The organism is Prosthecodimorpha hirschii (assembly GCF_001305515.1).
Lineage (GTDB): Bacteria > Pseudomonadota > Alphaproteobacteria > Rhizobiales > Ancalomicrobiaceae > Prosthecodimorpha > Prosthecodimorpha hirschii.
Window position 1 is genome coordinate 1,370,974 of the sequence record NZ_LJYW01000001.1, and the last position, 23,683, is coordinate 1,394,656.

The window sequence follows — 23,683 nt, forward strand, 5'->3', positions numbered from 1 at the left end:
GGCGGAACACGGGGAGCGGGGCGTGCCGATCAACGAACTGGTACCGGGCGCGGTGATCGACGGTTTCCGGCTGACCGAACGGCTGCCGTCCGGCGGCATGGGGGCGATCTGGCGGGCGACGCGGCCGGACATCAAGTTTCCGCTGCTGCTCAAGGTGCCGTTCATCGCGCCCGGCGACGACGTGGCGGCGATCATCGGCTTCGAGGTCGAGGAGATGATCATGCGGCGGCTGTCGGGCCGCCACGTGCCGCGCTTCGTCGCATCCGGCGATCTGGAGACCCTGCCCTATCTGGCCATGGAATTCGTCACCGGCACCAGCCTGCAGGCGGAAGTCGAGCGGGCGCCGCTGTCCTGGCAGACGGTGTCGCTGATCGGGGCCGACATCGCCGCGGCGCTCGACGACCTGCACGGTCAGAAGGTGGTGCATCTCGACCTGAAGCCCGGCAACATCATCATGGCGGAGCGCGGCGCGGTGCTGATCGATTTCGGCCTCGCCCGGCACGAAGAACTGCCCGACCTGCTCGGCGAGGAATCCAGCCTACCGATGGGCACGCCGGCCTATATCGCGCCGGAACAGATCCTCGGCGACCGGACCAATCCGGCCAGCGACATCTGGGCCCTCGGCTGCATCCTCTACGAGCTGGCGACCGGCCGGAAGCCCTTCGGCGAGCCGGGCACACGGGCCGGCATGGAACGGCGCATCTATCAGGCGCCGCCGCCGCCGCGGTCGGTCTCGCGCTCGATCCCGCGCTGGCTGCAGGAGGTGATCCTGCGCTGCCTGGAGGTCGATCCGGCCCGCCGCTACGCCTCCGCCGGGCAGTTGATGTTCGACCTGCGCCATCCCGAGCAGGTGGTGATCTCCGAGCGCGGCAAGGCGGAAGCGGGCGAGACGATCTGGCGCCGGCTGCTGCGCGCCGTGCTGCCGTCGAAGCCGCGCACGCTGCCGTTCCAGCCGTCGATCGCCTCGCGCCTGTCCGGGGCCTCGGTGGTGCTCGCCGCGGTCGATCTGTCCACCGGCGGCGATGCGCTCTCCGACGAGGTCCGCGTCCATCTCGCCCGCGTGCTCGACCACGAGAAGGATGCCCGGCTCGCCTGCGTGACGGTGCTGAAGACCCGGCTCGCCGGCGAGGACGAGGCGGTCGACGCCGCCGGCCGGCCGGCCTATGTCGGGCGCCTGGTCGCGCTGAAGGATTGGGCGCGACCGCTCGACATGCCGGAGGAGAAGGTCTCCTTCCACGTCATCGAGGCGATCGACGTGGCCGCCGCGATCCTCAACTACGCCGCCCACAACCGCGTCGACCACATCGTCATCGGCGCGCGTGCCTCCTCGGCCCTGCGCCGCCATCTCGGCAGCGTCTCGGCCCAGGTCGTCGCCGAGGCCTTCTGCTCGGTGACCGTGGTCCGCCTGAAGCGCCAGGAAGAAGCCGCCGCCCGCGCCGAGGCCGAAGCGGCAACCGCGGCGGCAACGGCGGCCGAACCGGTCGACGGATAGGCGCCGTCCGCGGCCCCGACGGTCGCCCCGGTCGTCGGCCCGATGCTCGTCCCGACGGTCGCCCGGGCCGTTCGGCTCAGGGCTGCCCGACAGACAGCGGCCCGGGCGCGGCCGGACGCGCCGGCAGGGCGGGCTTCGCCACCCGTGCGGACCGCGACGGTGCCGGGGAAACCGCCCCGGCCGGGCCGCGATCGCCCGCCGGCACAGCGGTGCGGGCGGCGAAAAGGGCGCTGCGCCCGTCCAGGAGGCGGGCGAGGCCGTCGTAGCGGTCCGTGTCGCCCGGCGTCTCGTCGTAGCAGCTCGCGGCCACGACCGGCTTCGCGCCCGGATAGGCCAGCAATTCGCCGACGGTCACGAAGACGTAGCCCTGCTGCCGCAGGCGCGCGACGATCTCCGGCAGGGCGTCGTCGGTCGCCCAGCCGCGGCCGTTGGCATGGAACAGCACGATCGACCCGGGCCGCACCCGCCGCAGCACGCTGGCGACCATGCCGGCCGCGGACAGATGGCGGTCGGGATCGCCGGACGAGACATCCCATTGCACGGGGATCAGGCCCGCCGCGCCGACGGCTTCGATGGCGGCCCGGTTGCAGGCGCCGAAGGGAAAGCGGAACAGGCCGAGCCGCTCGGGCATCGCGGCGGCGAGGTCGCGGCCGGGCCGCGGGGCGCATTGGCGCGCGGCGAGGCCGTCGCGCAGACGCTGGTAGGCGGACTGCGGCCCCCGGATCTCGTCGAGCATCGGGCGGCCGGTCACGATCCGGAAGTTGCGATGTTCCCAGGCGTGGCTGGCGATCTCGAACAGCGGATCGGTGGCGATCTGGCCGGCCCGGTCCGGGTGGGTCAGCATCCACTTGCCGCCGGCGAAGAAGGTCGCCCGCACCCCGTTCGCCCGCAGCGTGTCGACGCTCGCGCCCTGATAGCCGGCGACCTCGAAGGGCGTCTCGCACAGGTCGAAGGTCAGCGCGATCATCTTCGGCGCGCCCGGCGGCAGATCGACCCGGCGGACGACGCCGTCGACCGGCCGGAAGGACTGCGGCGGGGGCGCCGGTTCGTCGGTCGGCAGGGCCACGCGGGCGGCGGCGATGCCGGTGCGGATCGGCCGGTCCCGCTCGCTCTGCCGGAACGATTCGGGCGCCCAGCAGGCCTCCTCGGCCGCGGTGGCGCCACCGAGACCCGGCAGCAGCATCGCCGCGACGGCGGCGAGCAGGGTGCGGACGAGCCCCGTGCGGCAAGGCGCGCGACGGGGGGAGCGGAGACCGACGTGGCGGGGCGCGGCCCGATCCCGGGCAGACAGCAGGACAAGCGACATGGTTCGGAGCCTGAAGACGGGCCGGACCCGGTCGGCGGGTCGGCGGCCGGGAATCGAGGGCGAGGCACCGCCCCGCGCGTCCCCACTATCCGACGCTGAACGGCGGATCCATGACGCTTCGGCAACAGGTCGCCCCGGCCGAGGCCGATCCGACAACGAAACGGGCCGCCCCCGGAGGGGCGGCCCGCACGAACCGTCAGGCGGGTAGAGGCCGGAGCCTCAGTTGCCGCGATAGGTGAAGATGTCGCGATCCTTGGTTTCCGGCACGAAGAACAGGCCGACCACCACGGTGAAGACAGCGATCACGATCGGGTACCAGAGGCCGTAATAGATGTCGCCGGTCTGGGCCACCATCGCGAAGGCGGTGGCGGGCAGCAGGCCGCCGAACCAGCCGTTGCCGATGTGGTAGGGCAGCGACATCGAGGTGTAGCGGATGCGGGTCGGGAAGAGTTCGACCAGGGCCGCCGCGATCGGGCCGTACACCATGGTCACGAACAGGACCAGGATGAACAGGTAGCCGATGATCGTGTAGACCTGCGGACGGAAGATGTCGAAGGGGGTCGCCATCTTCACGATCGACGCGTCGCCGGCCTTCGGATAGCCGGCCGCCTGCAGGGCACCGGTGACCGCCTTCTGGCTGTCGGCGAGCTTGGTCGTGTCGAAGGCGACTTCCGTCGTGCCGACGACGATCTTGGCCGGGGTCGTGCCGGCGGCGAACTCGGTGGCGTACTTGACCGAGGACTTGGCCAGGAAGTCGCGGGCGAGATCGCAGGACGACTTGAAGATGCGGGTGCCGACCGGGTTGAACAGGTCGCCGCAATCGGCCTTGTCGGACACGACCTTGACCTGGACGGTCTCGATCGCCTTGGCGAGGGTCGGGTTCGCGGTCTCGGCGAGACGCTGGAAGATGGTGAAGTAGCTGATCGCCGCGATGGCGCAGCCGAGCAGGATGATCGGCTTGCGGCCGATCTTGTCGGACAGCCAGCCGAAGACCACGAAGAAGCCCGTGCCGAGCAGCAGCGACCAGGCGATCAGCAGGTTGGCGGTGTAGCCGTCGACCTTCAGGATCGACTGCAGGAAGAACAGCGCATAGAACTGGCCGGTATACCAGACCACGCCCTGGCCGGCGACGAGACCGAGCAGCGCGATCAGCGCGATCTTGGCGTTCTTCCACTGCCCGAAGGCTTCGGTCAGCGGCGCCTTGGAGTGGGTGCCCTCTTCCTTCATCTTCTTGAAGGCGGGCGATTCCTGCAGCTGCAGACGAATCCAGATCGAGATGCCGAGCAGCGCGATCGAGACCCAGAACGGAACGCGCCAGTAGAAGGCCGCGAATTCCTTTTCGCCGAAGATCGTCCGGGTCGCCAGGATGACCAGCAGCGAGAGGAACAGGCCGAGCGTGGCGGTGGTCTGGATCCACGAGGTGTAGAAGCCGCGCCGTCCGGCCGGGGCATGCTCGGCCACGTAGGTGGCGGCACCGCCATATTCGCCGCCGAGCGCCAGGCCCTGGATCAGGCGCAGCGTGATCAGGATGATCGGCGCCCAGATGCCGATCTGAGCCGAGGACGGCAGCAGGCCGACGATGAAGGTCGACAGGCCCATCAGCATGATGGTGACCAGGAAGGTGTATTTGCGGCCGACCAGGTCGCCGATGCGTCCGAACACCAGCGCGCCGAAGGGGCGCACGATGAAGCCGGCCGCGAAGGCGAGCAGCGCGAAGATGTCGCGCGTCGCCTGATCGAACATCGGCTTGCCGTCAGGTCCGGCGACGTTGAAGAACTGCGCGCCGATGATGCCGGCGAGCGAACCGTACAGGTAGAAGTCGTACCACTCGAAGACAGTGCCGAGGGAAGACGCAAAAATAACGCGCTTCTCCTCGCTGCTCATCGGGCGCGCGGCAGCCCCCGATCCGCTTGAACTCATGCTCATGGGCGTTCCCCTCGTCGAAAACAGCAACCCCGGGCCGCCTTCTTGAAGCAGCTCGCGCGAAAATCGGAGGTCGCAGTGACAGGACCTTACTTCGGGGCCTCCGCCACCCTCAATGCGACGTAAGTAGGGATCACGCAGAGGCAGACAGGCTATTTCTCAGGCAGCGGGAATCGGTCGCACCGTCTTGTCATGCGATGAGCGCGCGACGTTAGGCAGAAGATCTGCGATTTTAACACATCGTTCATCGCAGATATTCGACGGCTTCTCTTTGCTGCGGCGCATCGTATCGTGCTGCATCGCATCCAGCGACATGTTGCACTGCAATATTGCCTATGGGAGGCGGTCGGCGACGGGGACCAAGGACCGCATCGCTTGCCGGTCCGACCGCGGCACGCCGCCCGGCGCCGGCGACGAGGGGGCGGACGGGGGGCGCTTGACCGTCCGCGCGCGCTCCCCGATGGTCCTGCGCCAATCCGAGGGAGACATCGATGCCGACGAAGGTTCGCGACCGCCTGGAAGCCGCACTCGACGCGATCGCCGGCAGCGGTGCCGCGGCGTCGACCGTGATGGCCAAGGTCCACACGGAAGCGGCGCGCGCCGCGGCCGACGCCGCCGATGCCCGGGCCCGGCTCGGCCTCTCGCTCGGCGCGCTCGACGGCGCACTGGTCTCGATCAAGGACCTGCTCGACGAGGCCGGCGAGGTCACCACGGCCGGTTCGCGCATCAACCGCGACCTGCCGCCGGCCAAGTCCGATGCGCCCGTGGTGCGCCGGCTGCGCGCCGCCGGCGCCGTCATCGTCGGCCGGACCACGATGAGCGAGTTCGCCTATTCGGGCATCGGCATCAACCCCCATACCGGAACGCCCGGCAATGCCGCCGACCCGACCCGCGTGCCCGGCGGTTCGTCTTCCGGGGCCGCCGTCTCGGTCGGCCGGGGCTGGGCCGACATCGCGATCGGCTCGGACACCGGCGGCTCGATCCGCATCCCCTCGGCCTTCAACGGCCTGGTCGGGTTCAAGCCGGGCGGCGGCCGGGTGCCGACGGAGGGCGCCTTCCCGCTCTCCTACACGCTCGACACGATCGGGCCGATCGCGCGCCGGGTCGCCGATACGGTCGCGGCCGACGCGGTCCTCAGCGGCGTGGCTGCGCCCCCATCCGCACCGGTCGCCGCCGACGGCCTGCGTCTCGCCGTGCCGCGCGGCTTTCTCTATTCGGATCTCGACGGCATCGTCGGGCCGGCCGTCGAGGCCGCGCTCGGCCTTCTGGCCAAGGCCGGCATCCGCCTGTTCGAGGTCGATCTCGACGCGGTCGTCACCCTGCCGCTCGCCATCCAGAAGGACGTGACCATCACGGCGATCGAGGCAGCCCATATCCATCGCGACAATCTGCGCGACCGGGCCGGCGATTTCGATCCGCGGGTGCTGGCCCGGATCGAGAAGGGCGCGCAGGCCTCCGGGGCGACCTATGTCGGCATGATTCGCGCCCGCGAAGCCGCCAAGGCCGCCGTCGACGCGGCCTTCGCGCCCTTCGACGCGGTGATCGCCCCGACGGTGCCGGCGGTCGCGCCGGTGATCGCCGATCTCGTCGACGACGACGCGGCCTTCACCCGCGCCAACCTCACGGCCCTGCGCAACACCGCGATCTTCAACCTGTTCGACCTGCCGGCCTATTCGCTGCCGATCGAGATCGGCCAGCCGCTCCCGGTCGGCCTGATGGTGGTCGGCCGGCGCGGCCGCGACCACGACCTGATGGCGCTGGCGGCGGCCCTGGAGCCCGTGCTGCAGCCGTCGCCGCGCACCGCCTGACCGGGCCGGCGCGGCCGCGGCGCGCGCCGATCCCGCGGCATCGGAAGAGCGCATAGACTGGGGAGACGGTGCGATTCGGCGCCGTCCCCGATTCGGATGCCGATGCCCGCCCCTTCCGACAACGCTCCCATTGATGCGACGCCCGGTGACGCGCCGTCTTGCGATCCGCCGGCACCGGCCGATGCGGGCGCGGATCTGGCGGCCTGCGTGGCCGGGCGGCGCTTCGCCACCATCCTGGCCGATCCGCCCTGGCAGTTCGAGAACCGGACCGGCAAGGTCGCGCCGGAGCACCGACGGCTGTCGCGCTACGGCACGATGAGCCTGGACGCGATCATGGCGCTGCCGGTCGCGGCAGCCGCGGCCGAAACCGCGCATCTCTATCTCTGGGTGCCCAATGCGCTGCTGCCCGAGGGGCTCGCGGTCATGCGCGCATGGGGCTTTGCCTACAAGACCAATCTGGTCTGGCACAAGCTGCGCAAGGACGGCGGGTCCGACGGGCGCGGCGTCGGCTTCTACTTCCGCAACGTGACCGAGCTGATCCTGTTCGGCGTGCGCGGCCGGCAGGCGCGGACCCTGGCGCCGGGGCGCTCCCAGATCAACTATCTCGGCACCCGCAAGCGCGAGCATTCGCGCAAGCCCGACGAGCAATATGCGCTGATCGAAGCCTGCTCGCCCGGTCCCCGCCTCGAGCTCTTCAGCCGCGGGACGCGCCCCGGCTGGACCGTCTGGGGCAACCAGGCCGATGACGGCTATGCTCCGACCTGGGAGACCTACGCCAACCATTCCGCCGCCGATCGGCTCTGAACGCGCGGGCGGCGGGCACGGCGGCGTCTGCGCATGGCGGAAAGCGCCGCGTTTCGGCGCCGAGCCGGCGACTGACGCATGGCGGCGCGGGACCGCTTGTCACAGCCATGCAAAACGATCGTGGAAAAGGTGCAGAATACCGCTTGCAGGGTCGGAGTCGCGTCGCTATAAACCGCCCCGCAAGCGACGGCGGAGTGTAGCGCAGCCTGGTAGCGCACCTCGTTCGGGACGAGGGGGTCGAGTGTTCGAATCACTCCACTCCGACCAATCGCTTCCGCTCCTTTCCCGAGGGAGCCTTCTCAGACGAACGTTGAGATATCTGGCGCGATCGATCGCCGAAGCCGGCCACCGGCTCGAACCGGCCGGCTGATGCCGACGGCACCGCCGCTGCGGCCCGCCTGCGCCTGTTGAAGGCCGCCGGAGCGCCGGCCGATCGGACTTTTCCGATCCCCCTCCACGCCCCCACCACCCTCCGCCCCGACGACCGGCCTCGCGCCGACGACCGGCCTCGCGCCGACAATCCGGCCCGCTGGACCGATTCGGTCGATGTCGACTCGTCCGCGCCGGTCTTCGGGCCCAACAACCGGTGGACAATGCGGCCCGCGCGCTGCGACTTTCGCCGAAGATCGAGCGCTTGCGACAGCGGGTGGCCGGAGTCGGGCCGCCGAAGGACTGGCGGACGTAAAGTTGAGATAATCTGTATGCAATTCGCCGATAGTTTTCGACGGTCCCCGCCGCCGTGCGGACAAGCGAAATCGATCGCGGACTCTTGCGGACGGCAGGTATGCCGGCCGGCGTCGACACCGATCACGCCGATCCGCCGGGCTTTGACGCCCCGTTCACGGCCGAGTCCCGTACGGGAAGAAAGACGTCAGGCAGATGGGGCGCCGGGAATTTCTTGCGGACAGGATGCCGGGGATTTGCCCTACCGTGGGTGCAGACTTTCCTTGCCGAGCTATGCAACGGGTGTTGGGCGCTTTTCTTTTGCCAGCCGATGCAGTAGCTTCCCAGTCGCTGGCCCGGTTCGGTCCGGCGACGCGTCCCAATGCCGATCGAGGCAGGCGGATAGGTCCAAGTAGCCACGGCCAGGATATACCGATTGGTCATGCGTAACCCGGCGGATGGTCGAAACGCGCTCGGCGAATTGACGGATCGCAAGGGGCGGCGTCGAATCGTCGCCGCCGGGGCGTCGACGGCGCCGTTCGCACGGATCATCGATTCCTATGTCGACATGCTGCTGGTGGATTGCGGGCTCGTCGCCACGATCCATGGCATCGACCGGCCGATGGATGTCTCGCTCGACCTGATGGTGGCGCATGGACAGGCGGTGATGCGGGCGTCGCGCCGGGCCGCCGTGGTGGTCGAACTGCCGGCCAAATGTTGCGAAGACACGCCCGACCGCGCCCTGCAGGATGCCGAATATCTGATCGAATCCGTCGGCTGCGCCGGGATTGCGCTGGCGATCGAGGTCGAGACCATCGAGATCATCCGGCTGCTCGCCGATAGCGGCATTCCGGTGCTCGGCCTGACCGAAATCGGCACCCCGCGGCGCTCGCATGTCAGCGACTCCGACGATCCGGATTGGCGTCGCCTTCAGGTCGCCCACAACGCGCAGGCCGCGGCCAGCGCCGGGTCCTTCGCCGTCCTGGCGACCGGGTCCGAGGACAGTCTGGCCGAAGAACTGGCCCGCACGGTCGGCGTGCCGGTGATCGGCGACGAGTCGGCGTCGGTCTGCGACGGTCAGTTCCTGACCGATCTCGACTTCATGTCGATGCTGACCAACGTGCGCAGTTCGAACCGCGCGCGCAGCCCGGCGGTGCGGCTGGTCGAAACCCGCAATACGGCGCCGATCGAGACCGGCTACGCCCCGACCGGCTACGCCCCGACTGGCAGCGGCCCAAGCGGCACTACCCCAACCGGCTATGCCCCGACCGGCAGCGGCGCCAACGGTACCGGCGCCAACGGTATCGGCGCCAACGGCATCCGCCCCACCGCTACCGCCCCGGCGGCGGCCGGATCGATCAAGCTGCCGCCCAAGCCGGTCGCGCCCGTGCCCGAACCGGTCGCGCCGCGTCCGACCGCCGAAGCCCGGCCGACGCCGCCGGCTCCGGCCCGCCGCCCGGCCGCACCGCCGCCCGTCGAGCCCATTGAGCCCATTGAGCCCGAGGCGATCGAGCAGATTCGCCCGCTGGCGCCCGAAAACGCCCTGGTCAGGCCGACACCGGCCCGCCGTCCGGCCGCACCGCCGCCCGTCGAGCCCATCGAGCCCGAAGCGATCGAGCAGATTCGCCCGCTGGCGCCCGAAAACGCCCCGGTCAGGCCCGTGCCGACGCCGGTGCGCCGGCTCCCGGCCGCCCTCCCGGTCCACCTTTCCGCGCCGCCACCGGCGCCACAGCCGGCTCCGGCGCCCGCCGCACCGCCGGCGCCGTCCGCGGCCGCACGCCCGGCGGCACCGGTGCGTCCGGCCCGGCCGCCGGCGCCGACCCCGGCCCCGCTGCCGGCGAGGCCGCGCCCGGCCGCGCAGCCGCCGGCCGGTCACGGTCCCGGGGCCCCCTCGCCGGCCCCCAAGGCGCCGGCCGCGCGACCGCCCGCGCCGGCCTCCCCGCGCGCAGCCCCGACGCTGCAGCCCCCTGCGAGCCGCACGGCTTCGGCCCGTCCCCGGCTGGTCGAGCCGACCCCGCGCCCGGCTCCCGCCGAGGCCAAGGCGCCGGTTCCGCCGCCCCCGCCGCCGCCGCCGGCACTCGCCCGGGCAATCCCGCCGGCCGCCCCGACGGCACCGACCCCGCCGCGCATGACCATGCGCCAGAGCCGGCCGGTGATCGAGATCGACGAAGAGGCGATCGCCGCCGAGATCATGGCGCCCGATCCGCGGCCCGCCATGGATCTCGACGCCGTCAACGCGGCGCCGGTGCCGGTGCCGCCCGCCCCCACGCGGGCGACATCCCCGACCCGGCCGCCGCAGACGACCGCCACCCGCCGGCCGACGGCCCCGACCGGGACGCCGTCGCCTGACGCGGACTTCGAGGAAGAACTGACCCAAAGCCGGATCTCCTGGACCGGACCGGCAAAAAGCGAGAAGCCCGGCCTTCTCGGTGCGATCCGCGGCCGGCTGAAGCAGTCGCCGCGCTGACGGTCAGGCGTGACGCCGCAATTTGAGGATGCAATCGGCACGAAACGGCGCCCGGCGGCGGGCGACCGCGGCGAGCCGGCCGCGCCGCAACGGCCGAACACACAACCGGCGACCGGCTCCCGGCCACTTCGTTGTGGCCCGGGTCGGGTCGATCAGTTAATGAACTGTCCGTCCCCGGAAGGGGTTTGGATACGGAACCGCAGGGGGCGGAGCGGGCGATGGCGACGGGTAGCGAAGTCTGGGGCATGGCGACGGAGTTTGTCGCAGGACGTGGCTTCGCACTGACCGGACTGGCCGCGATCGTTCTCATCGCCGGGGCGGCGGCGGCCATCGGCCGGGCCGACGGCGCCCAGCGGATCCGCCGTCCGCTGGAGACCTTGCGCCGCGGCATCGCGCAGGTGCCGGACGGTGCCGACCGGCTCGACCGTGCCGAATCGCTGTTTGCGCCGACCGCCTGGGCTGCGGCCTGGAGCCGCTACCGCGCGGCGCTCGAGGTCGAGCCGGATGGCCGGATCGTCAACTATGCCGACCCCTACCGGGTCTTCGCGGCCGGGGCGCCGGGGCTTCCGGTCCGCCGCCAGGGGCTCGCCGAGATCGTCGCGGCGATCGGCATCGCCATCAGCCTTGCCGGTCTCGCGGTGGCCGGATCGGCGGCGAGCCTCGCCGTCGTGGTGCCGGCCCTCGGCGGTCTGCTCGGCTATGGGGTCCTGACCATCCTGACGCGACGCGACACGGCCGGCGACGAAGCCGCAGCCGCCGCCCTGGCTGCGGCCGTGCAGGCCTTCTCGACCCATGTTCCGCCGGAAGCGATCGCGCGGCGCCAGTTGCGGGCTTCCGATGCCTTCGACAGCCAGCTGAAGCGCCTGCGCGACGAGATGGCCGCCGCCATCGGCACCCAGGTCGAAACCGTCCTGGCCGCCCGCACCGAGCGACTGCCCGACCTGATCGGCGCCAGCATCGGCCAGAGCGTCGGCGCCCGCTTCGAGCCGATCGCGACGGCCCTGGCGGAGACCCGCTCGGCGGTCGCGCTGGCCGGCGTCGAGATGGCCGAACGCGCCGGCGAGAGCTTCGTGACGATCTGGAAATCCGCGCTCGGCGCCGACATGGCCAGCATGGCCGAGGCGAACCGGGCTTCCGTGGCCGCGCTGAGCGCGCAGACCGCAGCGCTGGCGGATGCCGAGCGCCGCTTCGTATCCGCGCTGGAGGGCGCCGCCGGGCGGCTCGACCAGTCGAGCCAGCTCGTGCAGTCGCGCCTCGACGGCGGCTCGGAGGCTCTCGCGAGCCGTCTGGCGCCGATCGAGGCCGTGCTGGAGCGCCTGCCCGAAACCGTCGGGATGTCGGCCGAACGGGCCTTGGCCAACATCGCGTCCGGCCTGGAACGGGCCGTCGGCACGATCGATATGGGCCTGCGCAATTCCGCGGCGGCCGTCACCGCGGAACTCGACAACCGGGTGCGGACGCTGGCGACCCTGCTCGAGGCCGCGGCCTCGGAACTGGTCAGTTCGGCGAAGTCGGCAGGCAGCGAATTGACCCGGGCCGGCGAGGCGGTCGGGGCCGGCCTGCAGGCCGCCCAGCAGAATTTCGTCGGCGGGCTCGACGGCGCCGCGCTGCGGCTTGACCAGGCCGCCGATCAGGTCGGCACCCGCCTCGACCGCGGTGCGGATGCCATCGTGGCGCGCCTCGTCCCGCTCGAAGACGTGCTCGCCCGCCTGCCCGATTCGGTCGGGGCGGCGGCCGAACGGTCGCTCGCCACCATCGATGCCGGCCTCGGCCGCAGCGTCGCGACGATCGAGACCGGCTTGCGCAGCTTCGCCGATGCGGCCGCGGGCGAACTCGACGGACAGGTCCGGACGCTCGCCGGCCTGATCGAAACCGCCGCCTCCGAGATGGTCGGCTCCGCCCGCACCGCCGGCGCCGATCTGCGTCAGGCCGGCAGCGATCTCGGCAGCAGCCTGCAGGGCGCCCAGCGCGACTTCGTCGGCACCATCGAGACCGCGGCCCTGCGCATCGAACTGGCCGCCGAACAGATCGGCAGCCGCCTCGACGGCGGTTCGGAGGCCATCGCCGCACGGCTCGTGCCGCTCGAAGACGTGCTCGCCCGCCTGCCCGATTCGGTCGGCAGCGCGGCGGATCGCGTCTTCGCGACCATCGACGCCGGCCTCGGCCGCAGCGTCGCGACGATCGAGACCGGCCTGCGCAGCTTCGCCGATGCGGCCGCCGGCGAACTCGACGGACGGGTCCGGACGCTCGCCAGCCTGCTCGAAGCCGCCGCCTCCGAAATGGTCGGCTCGGCGCGCACCGCCGGCGCCGATCTGCGCCAGGCCGGCAGCGATCTCGGCAGCAGCCTGCAGGGCGCCCAGCACGGCTTCGTCGGCACCATCGATACCGCGGCGCTGCGGATCGAACGGGCGGCCGAGCAGATCGGCACCCGCCTCGACGGCGGCTCGGAGGCCATCGCCGCGCGGCTCGCGCCGCTGGAGGATGTCCTCGCCCGCCTGCCGGATTCGGTCGGCGGCGCGGCGGACCGGGTCTTCGCCACCATCGATGCCGGCCTCGGCCGCAGCGTCGCGGCGATCGAGACCGGCCTGCGCGGCTTCGCCGATGCGGCCGCCGGCGAACTCGACGGACGGGTCCGGACGCTCGCCGGCCTGATCGAGACCGCCGCCTCCGAGATGGTCGGTTCCGCGCAGACCGCCGGCGCCGATCTGCGCCAGGCCGGCAGCGCGCTCGATCAGACGCTGAAGACCGCGCAAGGTCATCTCGTCTCCTGGCTCGACGGCGCCTCGGCGCGCCTCGACATGTCGACGACCCGGTTCAGCGACCGCCTCGACAGCGGCGCCGCCTCGATCGCCCAGCGTATCGAACCCCTGGAACGCCTGCTCGGCAGCCTGCCGGCGACCGTCGAATCCGCCGCGACCCGCTCGCTGGCGACCATCGATCTCGGCCTGGCGCGGACCGTCGAAAGCATGCAGGACGGCCTGCGCGGCTTTGCCGAGGCCTCGGCGAACGAACTCGACGGGCGGGTGCGCACGCTCTCCGGACTGCTCGAGACGGCGGCCGGCGAAATCCTCGCCTCGGCCCGCAGCGCCGGCGAGGAACTGCGCCGGGCGGGCGACACGCTCACGGCGGGTGCGACCAGCGGCGTCGGTGTCATCGCCGACAGCGCGGCGGCCACCGGACGGACCTTCGCGGCGCAGACCGATGCCGCCGCCGAAACCCTCAACGCCGTCATCGCCGCCATCCGCAACGTGACCGAGGCGGTCAGCCGGACCGAATCCGGTTTCGGCACCGCCATGGACCGGGCCAGCGACCAGCTCAACCGCAGCGCCGGCCAGTTCGGTGCGACCGTGGAAGGCCACGTCCTGCGGCTGGCCGAGAAGCTCGAGGCGGTCGAAAGCACGCTGGCGAGCCTGCCCGCCGTGGTCGCCGAGACGACGACCGGGACCATCGCCACCATCGCCGGCACGGTCGGACGGACGGTCGAGGGCATCGATGCCCATACCCGCCGCGAGATGGAGCGCACCACCGAAGAGCTCGACAAGCGCGTCGCCGCGCTCGCCAAGACGATCGACACCTGCGGCAGCCACCTGCTGGCGACCTCGCGCGAGGCCGGCGGCCACATCACGACCGCCGTCGAAGGGCTCGGCGGCCAGGTCGACCGGCTCGGCTCGCGGCTGGAAATCGCCTCGGCCGATCTCGCCCGCCAGCCGGACCGCATGTCCGATGCCTTCGGCCAGATCTGGAAGTCGGCCGTCGCCACCCAGATGGATTCGCTCACCGGCACGCTGCGCGATCAGATCCAGGCCATGGGCACCATGACCGACACGGTGCGCGAGATCGACCGCACCCTCGGCGTCGGCATCGCCCGCGCGGCGGTGCGCATGGATGAGGCGGCCGATCGGCTCGACCAGCTGATGGTCAAGCGCAACGCGAGCATCGAAGAACAGCTCGACGCGCTCGACGCCGTGCTGGTGCGCATCCCGGCGGCCGTCTCGGAAGCGACCGGCGAGGCCTCCGACGTGATGCGGAACCGGTTCGCCGACCTGTCCGACATGCTCGGCAAGATCCCGGCCAGCGTCGAGGCGACCACGATCGGCTCGCTGGAATCCATCCGTCAGGGCCTGGTCGATACCGCCGAGGGCCTGCAGCGCACCAACGATGCCTTCAGCCGCCAGGCGACCGCCGATCTGGAGGCCAAGGTCCTGGGTCTGACTGAGCTGCTGCGCAAGGCCGGCGACGAGATCCAGGATGCCGTGCGGCGTTCGGGCGAGACGCTCGTGAAGAGCGGCGACAGCCTGACCGGCGGCATCGCGGCCGGCGTGAGGGTGATCGCCGAGACCGCCGACACCGCAAGCCGGCAGCTTTCGCACACCATCGGCCAGTTCGGCGGCGAGGTCGAGAAGCTGGCCGGCCGGCTCGACGGCGCCTCGGGCGCCATCTCCCACCAGAGCGGCGAGATGGCCAAGGCCGGCGATGCCATCGCGACCACCTCGGCCGCCCTGTCGCGCATGGCGACCGCGGTCGAGGCCGCGGCCGATCCGCTCACCGCATCGGTGCACTCGGCCCGCGACGCGCTGTCCTATGTCGCCCGCGGTCTGGCCACCATCACGGCGGCGACCGATCAGGCCAAGGGGGCCACCGATGCGATCGCTCGTTCGACCGATTCGGCCCGCCAGTTCTTCGACACGCAGAATGCCCGCATCGGCGAACTCGACCGCGTCATCGTCTCCACGCTGAACCAGCTGCGCGAGAGCATGAAGCGGCTGTCGACCGAGATCACCACCGAGATCCGGATCATCGCCAACATCAACCGGGAAGAGGTTCAGGGCTTCCTCAGCGAGATGGACCAGAAGCTGCGTCACTACGACCGGCGCTGAACCAGACGGCGACGAGGGCACGAGCATGGCCGGACCGCGCTTCGACAAGGACTTCGACCCGCGCTACGGCGAGGCCGTGCGCGTCTCGCCGCTCATCCGGCGGATCACGGCGCGCAATCCCGGCCCGTTCACCTTCGCCGGCACCAACAGCTGGCTGGTCGGCGAACGGGCGCTGGCGGTGATCGACCCGGGTCCGGACGACCCCGACCACATCACGTGCCTGCTCGCCGCGATCGGCCGCGCCGACGTGGCAGCGATCGTCATCACCCATACCCACCGCGACCATTCGCCGGCCGCCGCGGCGATCGCCGCCGCCACCGGCGCGCCGATCCTGGCCGAGGGACCGCACCGGCCTTCGCGTCCCCTGGCGCTCGGCGAGACCAATCCGCTCGACGCCTCGGGCGATCACGCCTTCCGGTTCGACCGGCGCGTCGCCGACGGCGACCGGATCGAAGGCGACGGATGGACGCTGGAGGCGATCGCCACGCCGGGCCATTGCGCCAACCATCTCGCCTTCGCGCTGCCGGAGGAGGATGCCGTCTTCTCCGGCGACCACGTCATGGCCTGGTCGACCTCGATCGTCGCCCCGCCGGACGGCGCCATGTCGGACTACATGGCCTCGCTGGAGCGCATGATGGCGCGCACGGACGGCCTCTACTGGCCCGGCCACGGTGGCCCGGTGCGAGAACCGGGGACCTTCCTGGCCGACCTCAAGGCCCACCGCCTCGGTCGCGAAAAGGCCGTGCTCGACCGCGTCGCGGCCGGCGACGCGACCATTCCGGATATGGTCCGGGTGATCTATGCGGCGGTCGATCCGCACCTGCACGGGGCGGCCGGCCTTTCGGTGCTGGCGCATCTGGAAGATCTGGTCGCCCGCGGCCTGATCGCCTGCGATGGCCCGGTGGCCATCGACGGCCGCTACCGGCCGGCCTGACGACGCGCGCCCGCGCCGGGAGCATGCCGCATCCTGCCGGCTACTGCCCGTAGGCCTCGACCACGGCCGCATCGAGTTCGGTGAAGAAGTCGCGGATCCGGCGGGCATTGGCGCCGAGATCGTGATCGCCCCAGCGCGACGAGGAGCGCAGGTCGATGCGCGAGCCGGACGGGTCGGAATAGATGCGCACGATCACGTCGTCCGCGAAGCCGAACAGCAGCGTCCGCGCCACCGCCTCGATTCGGGCGCGGTCGGTTTCGTCCTTGGGCGCCGTATCCTCGGTGATCTGCCAGCCGAACCGCTCGACCACTTTGCGGGCGGCGAGATAGAGCTGGTCCGAGCCGATCGTGAAGCGGCGGGTGACGATGTCCGGATAGGCCTGACGCTGGCGCGCCAGCGTCTCGGCATCGGGCGGCCGCGCCGTGTTGAAGCGGCCGACGCGCACGAAGGCGGCATTGCGGTAGAGCGGCGGGTCGGCGATGTCGGTGCTGATGTCGGTGAAGCGCGGATAGGTGTAGACGCCCCAGAACCCGTAGCCGGCCGGCGCCAGGGCGATCAGCCCGTAGATCAGCCCGCGCACCGCGCTGCTGCCGCCGAGATGCCCGCGCTCCCAGACCACCGCGATCCCGACGACGGAAAACAGGATGCCGAGCAGACCGAAGCCGACCGAGACCGCCACCAGCGTGAAGGCATGCTCGGTGGTCATGCCGTAGAAGCGATGGCCGAGGATGGTCAGGACGAGCACCGGCAGCGAAAGGGCGCCGAAGCGGCGGCCCCATTCGGCGGCCTCAGACCTGCGCTGGATCGGGCGATAGAGCATGGCGGTCCCGTCGGCTTCCTGCCGTCAGGCCGAATAGCATGCCGGTCGCGCGCGGGCGAGCCTTCTGGTGCCGCAACGCGCCATCAACGACAGATCGCCTTCAGGGACGCCCAGCCGGCGGGGTCCAGGATCGGCTCCGCCGCGCCGGTCCGGCCGCCGGCCGCCCGCAGGATGCGCGTGCGCTCCGCCGTGACCGGATGGGTGGAGAGCCAGGACAGGACGCCGTCGAGCTCCGGCCCCTCCTTGCTGATCGCCTCCAGGGCGGTGCTGAGCGCAGCCGGATCGCGGCCGATTCGGGTCATCAGGTCGATCGCGAAGGCGTCGGCCATGGCCTCCGTCTCGCGCGAATAGCCGGCATCGATCAGCGTGCGGCCGACCAGCACGGCAACGCTCGATCCGGTGAAGTCGCCGATGATCAGACCGAGGACGATCGACAGGCCGGCGCTTTTCAACAGGCCGCGCATGCCGTCTCGATGGACGACATGGCCGAGTTCGTGGGCGAAGACGCCGGCCAGTTCCTCGGGGCTCGCCACCTTCTCGATCAGGCCGCGGGTCAGGATGACCGACCCGCCCGGCAGCGCGAAGGCGTTGGGCAGGCGCACGTCGACCACGTCGACGGTGACCGGCAGCGGCGCGCCGGCGGCAGCGATCAGCGGCTCGGTCAGATGCCTCAGCGCGAGGCTGCCGTCTTGCGACCGGCACAGCTTCGGCGTCTTGCCGCCGGACAGCGTGCTCAGGATCTGCGGCTTGGCGGCCTCTCCGATCTTCTGTTCGGCCGAGACCGGGATCAAAGGGGCGATCCGATCGGCAAGCGCCGGAATGCCGATGAAGAGCAGCGCCGCGATCGAGGCGACCGCCGCCAGCATCCAGCCGGCGACCTTGAAGAGGCCGCGCCAATCGCTGCCGACCGCCGGGGTCGCCCGCAACGCGACGGACAGTGCGCGCGCCGCCACCGGATCGTCGACCTCGAGCCGCGCATCCTCGCCCTCGCGGGCGATCCGCACGCGGCCGGCCCCGGCGTCGGCCCGCCGCAGGCTGGCCATCGGCCATGACGCCAGTTCAACGCCGGCCAAGTCGGTGATGCTCAGGCGGGTCAGGTCGAGCGCGAAGGCGACCGGCACAGGCCGGCTGCTGCGGCCGTCGTAGAATGTGCCGCGGCCTTCGATGCGCATCAGAGGGCTCCCACGTCGTAGCCGCCGGCATAGTCGTCGCCGGTCGCCGAGGACGGGTCGCGCCGCGCCGACACGGTATCGAGATGCTCGATGCCCTCGACGGTGACCGAGCCGACCAGCTTGCCCCAGACCGGCGCCGTCAGCATCACGAGCCGCAAGGCGCCGAACAGCCAGTAGGTCAGAGCATAGCCGATGATCGTGATGACGAGGTACCGGGTTTCCTGGGTGTCGACCCGGCCGTCCCGGTGGCTCAGCATGAGGTAGAGGAGCAATCCCACGATCACGCTGGTCAAACCAAAGGTCAGCGCCAAGGCGAGATAGGATTTGTAGACCGCCCATGCGGTGAGGTCGCTGCGGAAACCGGTCTCGCCGAGCTGGACGCGGCCGATGAAGCGGCGCAGCTCGCCGGTCCGGTAGAAGGGCCAGAGCAGGAAGGCGCCGACGCAAGCCCAGAGGAAGCTCCAGGTCACCCTCTTGAGGTCGGGGACGAGGCTGGGATCCGGCTGATCGCCGACCAGCAGGGTGCTCACCTGCTCCGCCAGGAAATCATAAGGGTGGGTGAGAAAGACATTCGCACTCGCGGCCGCGAGCGGGCCGAGCACCGGCAGCAGGTAGACCAGGAAGCGCGGCATCAGCGCCCAGCCCGAGGCCGTCGAGGCGAAGCGGCGGTCGCCGTACCAGGTGTTGTTGATGCGCATGCGCTCCTGGCTCGCCCGCCAGAACGGTACCGCCAGGCCGAGGGTGGCGACCGACAGGATCAGCCAGCCGAAATTGCGCAGCGCATAGACCACCGCCGAGCCGGTCTGGCCGAAGCGGACGCCGCGCCACAGCGTGCGCGACAGCCGGTAGCGCCGCGCCCGGTAGGTGGCGAAGCCCGAGAAGAAAAAGACCGAGACCAGAAAGCCGATGCCGGCCCATTGGCCGAGGTCGTCGTCGGGGTAGAATTCCGACAGGTAGAAAAGCACATAGATCGGCGTCAGCAGGGTCAGCATGATCAGGAAGCCGACGAAGATCTCCTTGACGGTGCCGACATATTCGAACGGCGCCCCGCCGACGCTCGACCGGTGCCAGAGCTGCCGGCGGAGGTCGGTCGCGTACCAGAAGCGGTAGAGGCCGAGCGTCAGCACCGTGTAGAACCCGCCCGTGAAGGCGATTTCGGAAAGGCCCGGCGTCTCGCCGTCGAAGGCCGCCCGGACGCCCTGCCCGCCGGGCGGCGCCGCGTCGGACATTTCCGCCGCCGGCATGGTCCAGGCCGGGGGTGGGGTCGAAAGATCGGTCATCGGAACGCACCTGCAGCGAGCGGCCATGGCCGCACCCGCACCATACGACCATGGCGAGTATGATCGCAGCGTGAACGTCCCGTAAAGGAACCGAGACCGGGGACGAGCCCTGCACCGGCTGCAACCCGGCGCCGGCCGGCTAACCCGCCACGCCAGCGGGCCAGCAACGGCGAGGGGCGGGCGCCCGCGAGGGGCCGGCGGCACGCCAGCCTGCATGCCGTCGCTTGATCCCGTCACTTGATCCCGTCGCTCGATCCCGTCGGACGGGCACCGGGTTCGGGCGGGAAACCCTCAGGCGGTCGGCAGGCGGTAGTCGCGGAAGCGGTCGCGCAGGGCGGTCTTCTGGATCTTGCCGGTCGCCGTATGGGGGATCTCCGGCACGACCACGACATCGTCCGGCATCCACCATTTGGCGATCTTGCCGGCCATGAAGTCGAGGATCGCCTCGCGGGTCGGCTCGCGATCCTTCTTCGGCACGATGATCAGGAGCGGCCGCTCGTCCCATTTCGGATGGGCGACGCCGATCACCGCCGCCTCGGCCACGTCCGGATGGCCGACCGCCAGGTTTTCGAGGTCGATCGAGGAGATCCACTCGCCGCCGGACTTGATCACGTCCTTGGCCCGGTCGGTGATCTGCATGTAGCCGTGCGGATCGATGGTGGCCACGTCGCCGGTATCGAACCACTGCTCGGAATCGAAATGCTCCATGCCGACGCCGTGGAAATAGGACGCCGCGACCGCCGGCCCGCGCACCTTGAGCCGTCCGAAGGCCTTGCCGTCGTGGGGCAGCGGCCGGTTCTCGTCGTCGGTGATCTTCATCTCGACGCCGAAGGGCGGCACGCCCTGCTTGATCTGCAGGTCGAGCCAGGCCTCGTCGTCGGCCGGTTTCGTCTCGGGCTTCGGCGTGCAAATCGAGCCGAGCGGACTCATCTCGGTCATGCCCCAGGCATGGCGGACCTCGACATTGTAGTTCTTCAGGAATTTCTCGGTGATGGCGCGCGGACAGGCCGAGCCGCCGATGACCACCCGGCGCAGGCTGCCGAGCTTGGAGCCGGTCGCCTCCAGATGCTGCAGCAGCATCAGCCAGACGGTCGGCACCGCGGCCGAGAAGGTCACGCCGAAGCGCTCCGTCAATTCGTGGATCGAGGCGCCGTCGAGCTTCGGGCCGGGCATGACGAGGCCGGCGCCGGTCAGCGGCGCCGTGAAGGCGAGCGACCAGCAATTGGCGTGGAACATCGGCACGACCGGCATGACCACGTCGGCCGCGCCGAGGCCCATCATGTCGGGCGTCGCGGCCATCCAGGCATGCAGCACGTTGGAGCGGTGCGAATAGACCACGCCCTTCGGATTGCCGGTGGTGCCGGAGGTGTAGCACATGCCCGCGGCGGTGTTCTCGTCGAACTCCAGCCAGTGGAAATTGCCGTCGACCTCGGCGATCCAGTCCTCATAGGCGACCGCATTCGGGATCGTGGTCGCCGGCATGTGCGCCGCATCGGTCAGCACGACGACCTTCTCGATCGTCGGCATGCGCGCGATCAGGCTCTCGACCAGGGGCACGAAGGTCAGGTCGACGAACAGGACCCGGTCGGCGGCATCGTTGACGATCCAGACGATCTGGTCGGGGAAGAGCCGCGGATTGACCGTGTGATAGACCGCCCCGATGCCGAGCAGGCCGTACCAGACCTCCAGATGCCGCCAGGTGTTCCAGGCGAGCGTGGCGCAACGGTCGCCGAGGCCGATCCCGTCGGCGACCAGGCGCTGCGCCACCTTCAGGGCGCGGCCGCGCAGTTCGGCATAGTTGGTCTCGTGGATCGGACCCTCGCAGGACCGGCTGACGATCTTGCGATGGGGGTGCTGAGCCGCCGCATGGTCGATGACCTTGCTGCACAGGAGCGGCCAGTGCTGCATCGTTCCCAACATGGTGTTCCTCCGGGCGGGACTGCTGCCCGCGTTGCCGGGGAGAATCGCGAACCGCCGGGGCCGTGTCCAGAGGGTATCGGGTGGCTGGCGATACGTCGGAATCCGACCCCGGACTTTCTGACCTTGACGTCATTTTGAATTAACCAGCCGACAACGAACCTGTCGGTCTGCCGTCAGGTTTCCGGTCTCGTTAACCTTTGAAGCCCTAGGGTTCGGTCACCCAAACCCGCGAGGAGGTGTATCGATGTCCCGGCTGAAAGCATTTTTGCGTGACGAATCAGGTGCAACCGCCATCGAATACGGGTTGATCGCCTCGCTGATCGCGATCGCGATTATCGCGGGCGCCACGGCCCTCGGCACGACGCTTAACACTTCGTTCAACTTCATCAAAAGCAAAATCAAGACGGCCTGAGGCCGATCCGGACCTCCATCGGCGAGGGACAGGTCTCCTGTCCCGAAATGGAGCAGGTCCGCGGGCGATCCCCCGGGCCGGCCGGACCGCCCCCGGCAAAGTCGGCGAGCGGCCGACCGTCGTCCGCATCTGTCGCCGGCCGGGCCGATACCCGTCGCCTCTCTGAAACCTCCACAGCGTCAAGGACTTGATCCAGTCCCTGCGGGGATGAGCGACCGGTCTCGGCCGGGACGGGCCATGACGACTGCCGCGCGCGCGGCCCGGCCATGTCGCCGCGGTCCCGATCAGGCTCCGGCGCCGTCTCCGACGAGCGCTGGCACCGGCATTGCTATTCCGTGACCCAGAGAGAGATCGGGTTGCGGATATGGTCCATTCAATCACACATCACGGCCGCCGGCTGGCGCACGACCGGACCGGTGCGATCGCGCCGATCTTCGGCGTCGTCGCCTCGGTGGTCATGGTCTCGGCCGGCTTTGCGATCGACTACGGCCGGGCCGTCGCGGCCCGCGCCGACCTGCAGGGCGCGCTCGATGTCGCGGCGCTGGCCGCCGCCAAGGCGCTCTCCACCGGCACGACCGACACGACCACGCTGACCAAACTGGCGCGCGACATGTTCGACGCCAATGTCCGCACCGCCCTGACGGCGCCCGTCGCCGGTTCGGATTTCACCCTGGCGGCGGACGCCAAGACCAAGACGGTCACGCTTGCGGTCTCGGCGCGCATGCCGACCGCCTTCATGGGGCTGGTCGCGATCGACCAGCTCGACATCGGCGCGCAGTCCTCCTCGGTCGTCGACGGGACGAAGTTCGAGATCGCCATGATGCTCGATGCGACCGGCTCGATGGGCGACAAGCCGAAGGGCGGCTCGGTCGCCAAGCTGACCTCGCTCAAATCCGCTGCGGCCGATTTCGTCAACACCATGCTGCCGGCCGGCGGCGGCACCAAGGACATCGTGCGGATCGGGCTGGTGCCCTTCGCGGCCTCGGTCAATGCCGGCGGCTATGCCGCGACGGTGACCGGCGGCAAGAGCGCGGCCTGCGTGACCGAGCGCTACGACGCGGCCGGCCAGATCGACGCCTCGGATGCCAGCGGGGCGGTATCGCCGGTCGGCACCGCGGCCTCGGCCGCCTGCCCGAGCCTGGCGGTCCGGCCGATGACCAACGATGCGGCGACGCTGCTGGCCGATATCGCCGCCCTGAAGGCCAGCGGCACCACGGCCGGCCATCTCGGCACGATCTGGGCGCGCTACCTGCTGTCGTCGAAATGGAGCGATGTCTGGACCGGCGCGGCCGCCTCGGCGACCGGCACGAAGGGCGTCAAGAAGGTCGCCATCCTGATGACCGACGGGCTCTACAACACCTCCTACAGCCCGAAGGGCAAGATGACCCAGGTCGAGCCGAACGCGGTCTCGACCGGGGCTGCGCTGGCCGCCTGCCAGGCGATGGATAAGGAGACGACCGTCGTCTACACGATCGGCTTCGACCTCTCCGGGGCGTCGGGCGGCTGGGCCAAGACGCTGCTGCAGGATTGCGCCTCGACCATCACCGACCCGAACGGCAAGACCCGCAAGGCCTTCTACGACGTGGCCGACGATGCCGCCCTGAAGGCCGCCTATCAGGACATCGCCGCCCAGCTGCTGCGCATCCGCGTCTCGTCCTGAGCGCCCGCCCTGCCGGCCGGCCTGCGCGGCCGGCTCGGCCCGCCCCATGTCCCGCTGCGCGCAACGGTATGGCTGGCATGTCGGCGGCCGCGGCGGCAACGGGGGCCTGCCGGGACCGGGCCGGATCGGCTATGGTCCACGCTTC

The 23,683-nt window shown here is 70.7% G+C and carries 14 protein-coding genes and 1 tRNA gene; 9 read left to right on the plus strand and 6 right to left on the minus strand.

The window, feature by feature from the left end:
- Positions 1–22 precede the first annotated feature (22 nt).
- Positions 23–1,492, plus strand: coding sequence for a bifunctional serine/threonine-protein kinase/universal stress protein (locus ABB55_RS05885; protein ID WP_244471977.1), 1,470 nt, complete (start codon positions 23–25; stop codon positions 1,490–1,492).
- 76 nt (positions 1,493–1,568) lie between these two features.
- On the opposite strand, the gene ABB55_RS05890 is transcribed toward ABB55_RS05885, so the two are convergent.
- Together ABB55_RS05890 and ABB55_RS05895 are read right to left on the minus strand one after the other, a co-directional pair.
- Complete coding sequence (locus ABB55_RS05890) at positions 1,569–2,798, minus strand: polysaccharide deacetylase family protein (protein ID WP_054357982.1); 1,230 nt, start codon at positions 2,796–2,798, stop codon at positions 1,569–1,571.
- A gap of 219 nt (positions 2,799–3,017) precedes the next feature.
- Positions 3,018–4,718, minus strand: coding sequence for an MFS transporter (locus ABB55_RS05895; protein WP_420848246.1), 1,701 nt, complete (start codon positions 4,716–4,718; stop codon positions 3,018–3,020).
- 494 nt (positions 4,719–5,212) lie between these two features.
- On the opposite strand from ABB55_RS05895, the gene ABB55_RS05900 reads away from it, so the two are divergent.
- From ABB55_RS05900 to ABB55_RS05925, 6 genes are all read left to right on the plus strand, one after another.
- The gene (locus ABB55_RS05900; RefSeq protein ID WP_054357984.1) at positions 5,213–6,529 is read left to right on the plus strand and encodes an amidase; all 1,317 of its coding nucleotides are present in this window, start codon (positions 5,213–5,215) and stop codon (positions 6,527–6,529) included.
- A 102-nt stretch (positions 6,530–6,631) separates the two neighbouring features.
- On the plus strand, positions 6,632–7,333 hold the full coding sequence (locus tag ABB55_RS05905) for an MT-A70 family methyltransferase (protein ID WP_083464060.1): 702 nt from the start codon (positions 6,632–6,634) through the stop codon (positions 7,331–7,333).
- Positions 7,334–7,523: 190 nt separating this feature from the next.
- Positions 7,524–7,600 (plus strand) — tRNA-Pro (locus ABB55_RS05910).
- Between the two features lie 838 nt (positions 7,601–8,438).
- Positions 8,439–10,463 (plus strand): 3-methyl-2-oxobutanoate hydroxymethyltransferase, encoded by a 2,025-nt coding sequence (locus ABB55_RS31110; RefSeq protein ID WP_152981937.1) that lies wholly within the window; start codon positions 8,439–8,441, stop codon positions 10,461–10,463.
- Positions 10,464–10,681: 218 nt separating this feature from the next.
- A complete protein-coding gene (locus ABB55_RS05920) occupies positions 10,682–15,340 on the plus strand; it encodes a hypothetical protein (protein WP_083463387.1) in 4,659 nt (1,552 codons plus the stop codon).
- A gap of 25 nt (positions 15,341–15,365) precedes the next feature.
- Complete coding sequence (locus tag ABB55_RS05925) at positions 15,366–16,274, plus strand: MBL fold metallo-hydrolase (protein ID WP_054357987.1); 909 nt, start codon at positions 15,366–15,368, stop codon at positions 16,272–16,274.
- A 40-nt stretch (positions 16,275–16,314) separates the two neighbouring features.
- Here the strand turns inward: ABB55_RS05925 and ABB55_RS05930 are convergent, their stop codons facing one another.
- The 4 genes from ABB55_RS05930 to ABB55_RS05945 all read right to left on the minus strand — a co-directional run bounded on the left by ABB55_RS05930 (position 16,315) and on the right by ABB55_RS05945 (position 21,466).
- Entirely contained in the window at positions 16,315–17,094 is a 780-nt protein-coding gene (locus ABB55_RS05930) for a DUF1499 domain-containing protein (RefSeq protein ID WP_054357988.1), read from the minus strand.
- Positions 17,095–17,177: 83 nt separating this feature from the next.
- Positions 17,178–18,266: a M48 family metallopeptidase gene (locus ABB55_RS05935; RefSeq protein ID WP_054357989.1), complete on the minus strand. Its 1,089-nt coding sequence runs from the start codon at positions 18,264–18,266 to the stop codon at positions 17,178–17,180.
- Positions 18,266–19,546 carry a YjgN family protein gene (locus ABB55_RS05940; protein ID WP_160321173.1) on the minus strand — a complete coding sequence of 427 codons (1,281 nt, stop codon included), beginning with the start codon at positions 19,544–19,546 and terminating at the stop codon, positions 18,266–18,268. Before ABB55_RS05940 ends, ABB55_RS05935 begins: the two co-directional genes overlap by 1 nt.
- A gap of 291 nt (positions 19,547–19,837) precedes the next feature.
- A complete protein-coding gene (locus ABB55_RS05945; RefSeq protein WP_054357991.1) occupies positions 19,838–21,466 on the minus strand; it encodes a long-chain-fatty-acid--CoA ligase in 1,629 nt (542 codons plus the stop codon).
- Positions 21,467–21,710: 244 nt separating this feature from the next.
- Here ABB55_RS05945 and ABB55_RS28725 point away from each other — a divergent pair, with 244 nt between their 5' ends.
- Together ABB55_RS28725 and ABB55_RS05950 are read left to right on the plus strand one after the other, a co-directional pair.
- Positions 21,711–21,878, plus strand: a complete 168-nt coding sequence (locus tag ABB55_RS28725) for a Flp family type IVb pilin (RefSeq protein WP_083463389.1) — start codon at positions 21,711–21,713, stop codon at positions 21,876–21,878.
- 364 nt (positions 21,879–22,242) lie between these two features.
- Entirely contained in the window at positions 22,243–23,538 is a 1,296-nt protein-coding gene (locus ABB55_RS05950; protein WP_054357992.1) for a pilus assembly protein TadG-related protein, read from the plus strand.
- Positions 23,539–23,683 lie beyond the last annotated feature (145 nt).